The sequence below is a fragment of the Ruegeria alba genome (assembly GCF_022321465.1).
In the GTDB taxonomy this organism is placed as follows: Bacteria; Pseudomonadota; Alphaproteobacteria; order Rhodobacterales; family Rhodobacteraceae; genus Ruegeria_B; species Ruegeria_B alba.
Map to the genome: position 1 here is coordinate 72574 of NZ_JAKOEM010000021.1, position 9067 is coordinate 81640.

Sequence of the window (9067 nt, forward strand, 5' to 3'; positions counted from 1 at the left end):
GAGGTCAGTTCGAGCAGGCTTCGGACGACGCCACGTTGTCGAACGACGCGACGATGTTGAACGCCCCGCCGCTGCCATCGGCGAGATAGATCGTCTGCGCCATATGATGCCCCGTCAGGGTGTTATCACCTCTCGGGGTGGTCCATGTGGTGCCTTCTGCGGCGGCATCCATGGCAGCAACGTCAAGGCTGCCTGCCTTGTTGGCCAGAGCGGCCAGCAGCATCAGACCCTCATAGGCCGACTGTCCCAGACCATTCAGAGCCGGTGCATCTGCCCCGTATGCAGCCGAGTAGTCGGCTGCGAAAGACGCTGCCCCTTCGGTCTCGATAGAAGCGAAATAGCCGGAAGATGAGAATAGCCGATCCGCATTGTCCGCACCGATACCGGCGAGGGTGTTTTCTTCGATCAGGGTGCCCAGGCGAATGGCCCGTTCATCCAGTCCGAAGCCTGCGAAGCTTACGTTGAAGCCTACGGAACCGCCACCCACAAGGGTGATCAGCACCGCGTCGGCACCGCTTTCCTTGATGCGCTGAAGCGAAGAGTCGAACTCAGCAACCGTGAAGGGGACGTATTCCTCACCCACGACCTCACCACCTGCATCGGCGATATAGCCTTTGGCCAAGGCGTTGGTGTCACGGGGCCAGTTATAGTCATGGCCGATCAGATACCATTTTGACACGCCCTCTTTTTCGGCGAGGTGGGGTATGACAGGGGCAAGCTGCTGGCTCGGGGTCTCACCAGTGATGTATAGCCCGTCCGCACAGGAATTGCCCTCATAGACCGGTGTGTAAACATACGGGACCTGCCCGCCAAATCGCCCGATCAGGGCTTCACGTACCGCCGAGTCATGCATGCCTACAAAGGCTTGGGCACCTTCCCCTTTCCACAGCCGCAACGCGGCCTGAGTGGCTTCTGCCGGGGGCACACCGACATCGGCGAAGACCAGTTCGATCTGTTCGCCATTGATACCGCCGCTTGCGTTGATCTTCTCTGCCGCCAGTTTGGCCGAATTCCTTGTGGACGGCCCGAAGAGGCCCGCCGGTCCGGAATCGGGCACCAGCACCCCGACCTTGATGTCGGCGGTGGCGGATACGGTTCCGAGTGTCAGGGCCATTGCGGCACTGGCCAAGAGTTTCGTCGTTGATTTCAACATGAGTTCCTCCCTTTGTTGAAAATGGCGTCTATTGCGCCATTGCTTTTTCTACCGCCCGTGCCAGGGCCAGTAGCGACCGGTCCTTTCCGGGCAGGGCATCAAACTCGATGCCGACCGGAAGACCCGAAGACACAGGGCATGGAAGTGAAATGCCGGGAGTGCCGACATTTGATCCCAGGTCGGTATTGCGGATGTAAGTCGGGAAGGTCGGGACCTGGTCACCGTTCAGTGTGACAGTTTCGTCCTGCCCGATGGGCCTGGCAGGCAGGGGCGTCGTCGGGAAGACGATCGCGTCCAGCCCGTTCGCCTCAAAAACCTGACCGTAAATTTGACGCATCGCCGGGCGATGCACATCCAGTGCTGCACGGTAGGCGGCTTCCGGCATCGCCTCATCCCCAAGCTGGCTGCCGATGGCCCCGGCCACATCCGGTGATTCAATGCCAGCAACCAGTGTTTCGAAGGAAACGTCCGGGGCGTGTTTGGCCAGATAGGCCGGAAGGTCGCGCATGACTTCGTAGAACACGACCGGGAAACTGAAGGCTTCGTTATGCGGCCAGATCGGCTCAAAGTTGACATCGACCAACTTGGCTCCTGCAGAAGATAGCAAGGAAAGCTGTGCCTCGACCGCTTCGGCGACCGCCGGGTCGAGGTTGTCAAAGAACATCTGCCGGGGAACGCCAAGCGTGACATTGGTCAACTCGACACTGGCAATATCGGCGTTGTCGCCCGATAGAACGCTGTCAAAGAGAGCGATATCGCGAACGCTTCGAGCCAGAGGGCCGACTGTATCGCGGGTGTGCGAGATCGGAACAACACCGCCGCCGTCATAGCGCCCGGTCGTCGGACGGAAGCCAATTACGCCACAGAGAGCCGCAGGAATACGGCAGGACCCGCCGGTATCCGTGCCCAGACCTGCGGGGAAAATTCCGGCGGCAATGGCGGCTGCGGTGCCACCCGATGACCCACCGGGGATCATGGCCGGATTGTTCGGATTGCGCACGGCCCCGGTAACCGCGTTGTTTGACGTGATGCCGAAGGCCAGTTCATGCATCGCGGCCTTGGCCCCGATGAAGCCGCCCGCCTGGTTGATCCGCTGGACAACACCGGCATCTGTGGCTGGGGTATGGTCCAGAAGAGCCTTCGTGCCACCGGAGGTTGGGTAGTTCGTTGTGTTGATGTTGTCCTTGGCCACGACCGGCAGACCGGCCAGTGCCGCCCCTGGGTGGGTCTCAAAGGCTTTGGTTGCCGTCCGGACGACGTGTTCCTCATCGAAACTCTGAACCGCATTCAGGTCCGAGTGTTTCGCGGCCCGATCAGCCAAAGCCTCGGCATATTCTGCCGCAGAAACCGATCCATCCCTGATCGCAGCGACCGTGGCGACCGCATCCAAACACTCCAAATCCAGCGACATCCTTGCCTCCCTGATGATTGGAGAACAGAATAGAAACTGGCAGGATCAGTTGCCTATCATCACAAATGATGATTTTTCTCGGCCAAGAACTGAGCCAATTGAGTGCGCCGGTTCAGCGCCGATTTTCGGAAGATGGATGCAATATGGGAGCGAAGCGTGGGTTTGGAAAACCCGAGTTTGCCGCAGATTTCGTCATCGGTGAGCCCCGTGACCAGGAGGTCGGCCACTTCGGCCTCCCGAACCGTGAACCCCAAATCATCGGCGATCTGGGCAAATCTCAGGGACGGTAACTGCTCGACCGCGCTCTTCGCCCGGATCAGGGCATTGACTAGGCTCGGCCCAACAGCATCTACGATCTGGGCCTCCCTGGGTGTAAAGTCCTCACGGTTCGCCCCACGCCATATCCGGAGGTCCCCAATATTGTCGCCCCTGTCATAGGCAAAGTAGTTCATGCCGTAACAAAGACCGTCCTGTTTCAGAAAATCGTTGAAGAATTCGGTCTTGACCAGACGGTCATGCCGCATCACCTCGCTGACAGGTGTTGCCTTCTTTCGTTTTTGCAGTGTTGGCGTGATCGGGTCATGAAACTGGAAGTAGCTTTCGTACCTGCGCAGGTTGTCGTCCGTCATGTTGATCTGGACGCAGGACACAAACTTCCGCGCATCGTCGTCCCAGATGTAGGATGCGAAATAGTCGGCTTTCAGCAGGTCGAGCATCTTCTGACCCACACGCCGACGGACCTCATAATGGTCGAACTCGCCACTCAGGTCTCGCATGATCGAAAAGATCAGGTCAGCTTCTTCATCCGTCAGATTCACGGTCTGGATTCCGATTGAAAGCCACTTATTGTTTCAACAACATGGCCCGCAGGCAAGGGTCACTTGATTGATGAGAAAAAACCAAATTATTTCAGTGAGCCCTTCTAAAGCGGACCTCTGACAGCTAGACGCCAATGGCGGAAGGGTCCCGCTCCTTGTTAAATGATCCTGATTGCAGAGAAAGGATGATTTGAATTTCGCCCCTCTGTTGGGCGTTCAATGACCGCTCTGGCGACACATGCTACTTTACAGCGAGAACCATGCCGCGCCCGCAAGCATTTTCTGCGTCAGCAATAGCCGCATGAGAGTATGGCAGGAAGGTCCCGCATATCGGACATCCGGCCTGATGTGCAGGATATGCCGCTCAAAAGTGCCTGCCGAGACTTGATGCAGGACGGTGAAACCATTGCGCTATAAATACTCAAAACTTCAAGTTTTTGCACACATCAAGCCGCACCAATCTGGCGCCCTTCTCCCCCTCGCACGCGGATTTGCGCAGACTGGGGCAAAATGCGCAGTCTGCGTCGATTGAAACGCGGCGCGCGCCCATGTATGGGGAGCCTGTCAAATCAGAGTAACCGGTGTCGGACCCTTGGCCCGATTCCCCTGCGCCGCAATGGATGTGGCAACACACTCTCGGATCGCACGCCCCAGGAAAGGCTAGAAAAGGTAAGAGAATATGGCTGATAAAATGAACTCCGACATATTGTATACCATTGTAGACGAAGCGCCGGAGCTGGCCAGCGCCTCGTTCCTGCCGATCATCCGCAAGTTCGTTTCGGCGGCGGATATCACGGTTGGAACCCCCGATATCTCGCTGGCGGGCCGCATCATCGCGACCTTCCCGGAAAACCTGACCGCCGATCAGCGCCAGTCCGACGATCTGGCCGCCCTGGGCGAGCTGGTGAAGACGCCCACCGCCAATGTGATCAAGCTGCCCAATATCTCGGCCTCGGTGCCGCAGCTGGTGGCCGCGATCGAGGAATTGCAGAACCAGGGTTACGACATCCCGTCCTATCCCGAGGCGCCCGCCACCGATGCGGAAAAGGAAGTGCGTGCGCGCTATGACGCGATCAAGGGCTCGGCGGTGAACCCGGTTCTGCGCGAAGGCAACTCGGACCGTCGTTCGGCCAAGGCGGTCAAGAGCTATGCGCAGAAGAACCCGCATTCGATGGGGGAATGGGTCTCGACCTCGAAAACCAAGGTCAGCTCGATGCCGGGTAACGATTTCTATGCCAACGAGAAATCGGCCACCATCACCGCCGCGCAGGCGGGCAAGGCGCGGATCGAGTTCATCGGCGCCGATGGCAGCGTGACGGAGCTGAAGAAGAACTGGCAACTGGACGAAGGCACCGTTGCCGATGCGACGTTCATGTCGGTCAAGGCGCTGGGTGCCTTCCTGGCCGATGCCATCGAGGACACCAAGGCCGACGGCACCATGTTCTCGCTGCATATGAAGGCCACGATGATGAAGGTTTCGGACCCGATCATCTTTGGTCACGCGGTCAAGGCCTGGCTGGCGCCGGTGTTCGAGAAATTCGGCGACCGCATGGCGGCGCTTGGTGTGAACCCGAATTCCGGCCTGGGCGACCTGCTGGAACGGGTGAAGGGCGACGCCGAGATCCTGGCCGCCATCGAGGCGGTCAAGGCGGATCGTCCGGCCATGTACATGGTCGACAGCGACAAGGGCATCACCAACCTGCACGTGCCGTCTGACGTGATCATCGACGCCTCGATGCCCGCCGTGATCCGCGCGGGCGGCAAGGGCTGGGACGAGACCGGCGCCAAGGGCGACACCAATTGCGTGATCCCCGACCGCTGCTATGCGACCGTCTATGACGAGACCATCAACTTCTTCAAGGCCAACGGCGCGCTGGACGTGACCACCGCCGGGTCGGTGGCCAACGTTGGCCTGATGGCCCAGAAGGCCGAGGAATACGGGTCGCACCCGACCACGTTCGAGGCACCCGCAGACGGAACCATCCGTATCGTGCTGGCCAATGGCGACGTGCTGCATTCGCATGCGGTCGAGGCGGGCGATATCTGGCGTGCCTGCACCGTCAAGGAGGCGCCCATCGAGAACTGGATCCAGCTGGCAATGGACCGTCAGCGCCTGACCGGGTCCGAGGCAATCTTCTGGCTGGATGCCAACCGCGCCCATGACGCGCAGCTGATCGCCTATGTCAAACCGGCGCTCGAAGCGGCGGGCGTGGCCGACAAATTCCAAATCCTGGCCCCGCGCGAGGCGACGGCGCAATCGCTGAAAACCATCACCGCGGGCAAGGACAGCATCGCCATCACCGGCAACGTGCTGCGCGATTACCTGACCGACCTGTTCCCGATCCTGGAACTGGGCACCTCGGCCAAGATGCTGTCGATCGTCAAGTTGATGCAGGGCGGCGGGTTGTTCGAGACCGGCGCCGGGGGTTCGGCCCCGAAACATGTGCAGCAGCTGGTCGAGGAAAACCACCTGCGCTGGGATTCGATGGGTGAATTCTGCGCATTGGGGGAAAGCCTGAACTTCCTCGCCGACAGCCGGGGCAATGCCAAGGCCGGGGTGCTGGGCCGCGCTGCCGAGGCGGCGACCCAGGGTATTCTGGACTTCAACCGCAGCCCCAGTCGCAAGGTGGGTCAGCCCGACAACCGTGACAGCCATTACTGGTTCGCCCGCTACTGGGCCGAGGCGCTGGCGGCGCAATCGGACGATGCCGATCTGGCCGCCGAATTCGCCCCGCTGGCCAAGGCGCTGGCCGATGGCGAGCAGGCGATCCTGACCGAACTGGCCGCAGCCCAGGGCAAATCCGCCGATATCGGCGGCTATTACAAGCCTTCGGCCGAGAAGAAGGCGGCGATCATGCGGCCGTCTGCGACGCTGAACGCGATCATCGGCTGAGCCTGACTGGCAAAAAAATTTCGGCGCGGGGGCAATCCCCGCGCCTTTTTTCATGTCCCGTACGAAAAGTATGCACGGGCGTGGTACCGATCCTCCTGTCACCTTGCAGAACGATGCTGTTCAGAAGGGGCCAGCGCATTGCATCAGGATGGCCGCTGGGGTCAGTCGATTTCGTGCGCGCCCTTGATCAAGGATTGAAGGGTGTAAATCAGCACCGCCGCCCCAATCGCTCCTACGCCTGCTATCCCGAGCAGAAGAATGATATCTATTGGGCCGCCCATATCGGCCAGGTGCGAGTGGGTCATGAACAGCACAAACCAGACCGCGGCAACTGCGCCGAAGGGCATCGAGAGTTGAGCAAGCAGAAACTTGGTCCAGCTAACCTTACGATCACGGACAAGGACGTAGAGATAGGCCACCGTTACGATGATTGCCGCACCGACCATCGAACAGAAGAGCCAGCGCCCAAAGATCTCTTGGAAAACGGCTAGAAGTGTCTCGAATGTCAGGTCTTTCATCGCCGTGACTCCTCTTTAGGCGCGACCGCGCAGCATCGCGTTGTAAGTTGCTTTCAAAGCGACTTCCTTCATCAGCCAGCTGACCCAAAGCTCTTCGAGAGGAGCGATCAAACCCGGGAAGGAGGGCACCAGATCATTGTTGTAGTCGAATTCGATCAGCATTGCGCGCCCGACCCTGGTGATCAGCGGGCAGGACGTGTAGCCGTTGTAGGTTTCGGTCGGCTCGGTGCCGGCGATGGCAGACAATAGCCCATCCTCGACCACCGGGACCTGCCATTTGACACTTGCCGCCGTCTTGCCCTTTGGGACGCCTGCCACATCTCCAAGCGCCCAGACCTCGGGGTGGCGAAGGTGCCGCAATGTCAGGGCGTCCACTTCGACCCATCCCTGATCGGTCCATTTATCTGTCCAGGACAGATCGGATTGCCGGATCACATCGGGCGCGCGCTGCGGAGGAATGATGTGGATGTAGTCATAGTCTATCTCGACATCGAAGCCGTCTTAGTCCGCGAAGATTGCGCGTTTCCGACCTGCGTCGATGGACTGCAATTTGTGATGCATCCGGGTCTCTATCGCTCGGTCGGCAAAGAGCATCCGCACCTTTTCGGCGACGATCGGTACGCCAAACAGCGCCCCCTGCGGCGCGGTGTAGACGAACTCTGCTTTGCTCCGGTTGCCGGCCCGGCGCGTGATGTCATCAATCAGAAACGTGTGCTTTAGGGGCGCGCCCGCGCATTTCATCTCGGTTTCGGGCCGCGTGAAAAGACCAACGCCTCCGGTTTCGCTGAATTTCGACGCTGCCTGCCATGTCTTTTCAGCATATTCCGGGCCTGCATATAGCGCCCCGATCCCATCCCGACCGACCATATCCAACGAGAACCCTTCGATCGCGTCATTATCGAGAGCAAGCCCAGGTGCTGCCACAAGATAGTCGTACTGAAGCGTCTGTCCGTCTGCCGTCGCTACGGTTTTTGCAACGGGATCAATGGCCACCGCCGCCTCTTGGATCAGTCTCACCTCGCTAGGAAGCCAATCCGTTGTCCTTGAAACGACGTAACCTGCGGGCTTCAGACCGGCGGCGACGAGTGAGAGACCAGGTTGGTATAGATGCGCTTTGCGCGGATCGACAAGCGTGATCTGGGCGCCGACAAGGCGGCGGACCAGCCTGTTGGCGAGCGCTGTCCCGCCGGCGCCCGCGCCGATGATCACGATCCGGGCCTTTGTGGTAATCTGAGCCTGAACCGGGGCCGGCTCAGAGATGGCCGCTATTGCGGCGCTTCCAGCAGCCAGCTTCAGGAATTTTCGACGTGACGGGCCAGTTACGTGTAACTGCTTCATAGGTTCTCCTCCTATTTTGATCCGCGACTCCTTACCCTTGCGCGCCTTGCTCGCCGACTTGTGTCAGGTGTGCCGGGCAGGAAACGAGCAGATCACGACTCGGCAGCTGGAAAAACGCATGCAAGAAAATACATATGTTTAGCGAAGCGTTGTCGATATAGATCAAGCAGGCGCCGGGATCAGGCGCGGGCCGGCCACACTGCTGCCAGAGCGTTGGTTGCTCTGATTGCGATGTGCTGCAGAGCGGTGGAAAAGCTTTAGCGGTTGAGTGTGCCCCGGTCCCGCAGGCCGGGGCCGATGAGGGAACTGGTCGGCCGGACAGGACCGGGTTTAGAACTCAATTTCGGTGCCAACATTGGCGGCGCGGGCGCGGTCGACGACGGTCGCGGCGACGGCGAGGTCCTGCAAACCGACGCCTGTTCCGTCAAAAAGGGTAATCTGCGCATCGGAGATACGGCCCGGGTTGGTCCCTTTGATGACAGCGCCGATCTGCGTCACGTCAGCCGCCTGGATCAGGCCCTGCGCCACCGCGTGCTGCGCCTCGCCGATGCTGATGGATTGTGCGACCTCATCGGTGAAGACGTCTGCTGACACCAGCAGCTGGGGATCGACCTCTTGCTTGCCCTTGGTATCTGTGCCCATGCAGGCAATATGGGTGCCGGGGCTGACGTGATCCGCCTTCAGGATCGCGTCGAAGGACGAGGTGATCGTGATGATCACATCCGCCTCGCGCATGCCGTCCAGCTCTGCCGCCTCAAAGGGAATGCCGACCTCTTCGGCAACCCTGGCCAGGTTCGGCAGCATCTCGGGGTGGTAGTTCCAGCCGATGACCTTGTCGAAGGCGCGCTGTTCCAGGGCGGCGCGCAGCTGGAACGTGGCCTGATGGCCCGCGCCGATCATGCCGATGACCTTTGCATCCGGGCGGGCGAGATGCTT

The 9067-nt window shown here is 60.0% G+C and carries 8 protein-coding genes; 1 reads left to right on the top strand and 7 read right to left on the bottom strand.

The window, feature by feature from the left end; all coding sequences use genetic code 11:
* Positions 1-4: 4 nt before the first annotated feature.
* The 3 genes from MB818_RS18270 to MB818_RS18280 form a co-directional block, all read right to left on the bottom strand.
* A complete protein-coding gene (locus MB818_RS18270) occupies positions 5-1114 on the bottom strand; it encodes a substrate-binding domain-containing protein (RefSeq protein ID WP_234140653.1) in 1110 nt (369 codons plus the stop codon).
* Between the two features lie 67 nt (positions 1115-1181).
* Positions 1182-2564, bottom strand: a complete 1383-nt coding sequence (gene iaaH / locus MB818_RS18275; protein WP_234176983.1) for an indoleacetamide hydrolase — start codon at positions 2562-2564, stop codon at positions 1182-1184.
* 59 nt (positions 2565-2623) lie between these two features.
* Entirely contained in the window at positions 2624-3382 is a 759-nt protein-coding gene (locus MB818_RS18280; protein ID WP_234140655.1) for a helix-turn-helix transcriptional regulator, read from the bottom strand.
* Between the two features lie 679 nt (positions 3383-4061).
* Here MB818_RS18280 and MB818_RS18285 point away from each other — a divergent pair.
* The gene (locus MB818_RS18285) at positions 4062-6275 is read left to right on the top strand and encodes an NADP-dependent isocitrate dehydrogenase (RefSeq protein WP_238905972.1); all 2214 of its coding nucleotides are present in this window, start codon (positions 4062-4064) and stop codon (positions 6273-6275) included.
* 161 nt (positions 6276-6436) lie between these two features.
* Here the strand turns inward: MB818_RS18285 and MB818_RS18290 are convergent, their stop codons facing one another.
* The 4 genes from MB818_RS18290 to MB818_RS18300 form a co-directional block, all read right to left on the bottom strand.
* On the bottom strand, positions 6437-6793 hold the full coding sequence (locus tag MB818_RS18290; RefSeq protein WP_234140660.1) for a DUF5368 domain-containing protein: 357 nt from the start codon (positions 6791-6793) through the stop codon (positions 6437-6439).
* Between the two features lie 15 nt (positions 6794-6808).
* Entirely contained in the window at positions 6809-7168 is a 360-nt protein-coding gene (locus MB818_RS22080; protein WP_369426337.1) for an NAD(P)/FAD-dependent oxidoreductase, read from the bottom strand.
* Between the two features lie 126 nt (positions 7169-7294).
* Positions 7295-8131 (bottom strand): NAD(P)/FAD-dependent oxidoreductase, encoded by an 837-nt coding sequence (locus MB818_RS22085; RefSeq protein WP_369426338.1) that lies wholly within the window; start codon positions 8129-8131, stop codon positions 7295-7297.
* 330 nt (positions 8132-8461) lie between these two features.
* Positions 8462-9067: ornithine cyclodeaminase family protein (locus MB818_RS18300; RefSeq protein ID WP_238905973.1), on the bottom strand; the 606-nt coding region annotated here is incomplete at its 5' end.

Coding starts and splice junctions, on each gene's coding strand:
- MB818_RS18285 (WP_238905972.1), top strand. CDS start 4,062: ATGGCTGATAAAATGAACTCCGACATATTGTATACCATTGTAGACGAA.
- MB818_RS18290 (WP_234140660.1), bottom strand. CDS start 6,793: ATGAAAGACCTGACATTCGAGACACTTCTAGCCGTTTTCCAAGAGATC.
- MB818_RS18270 (WP_234140653.1), bottom strand. CDS start 1,114: ATGGCCCTGACACTCGGAACCGTATCCGCCACCGCCGACATCAAGGTC.
- iaaH (WP_234176983.1), bottom strand. CDS start 2,564: ATGTCGCTGGATTTGGAGTGTTTGGATGCGGTCGCCACGGTCGCTGCG.
- MB818_RS22085 (WP_369426338.1), bottom strand. CDS start 8,131: ATGAAGCAGTTACACGTAACTGGCCCGTCACGTCGAAAATTCCTGAAG.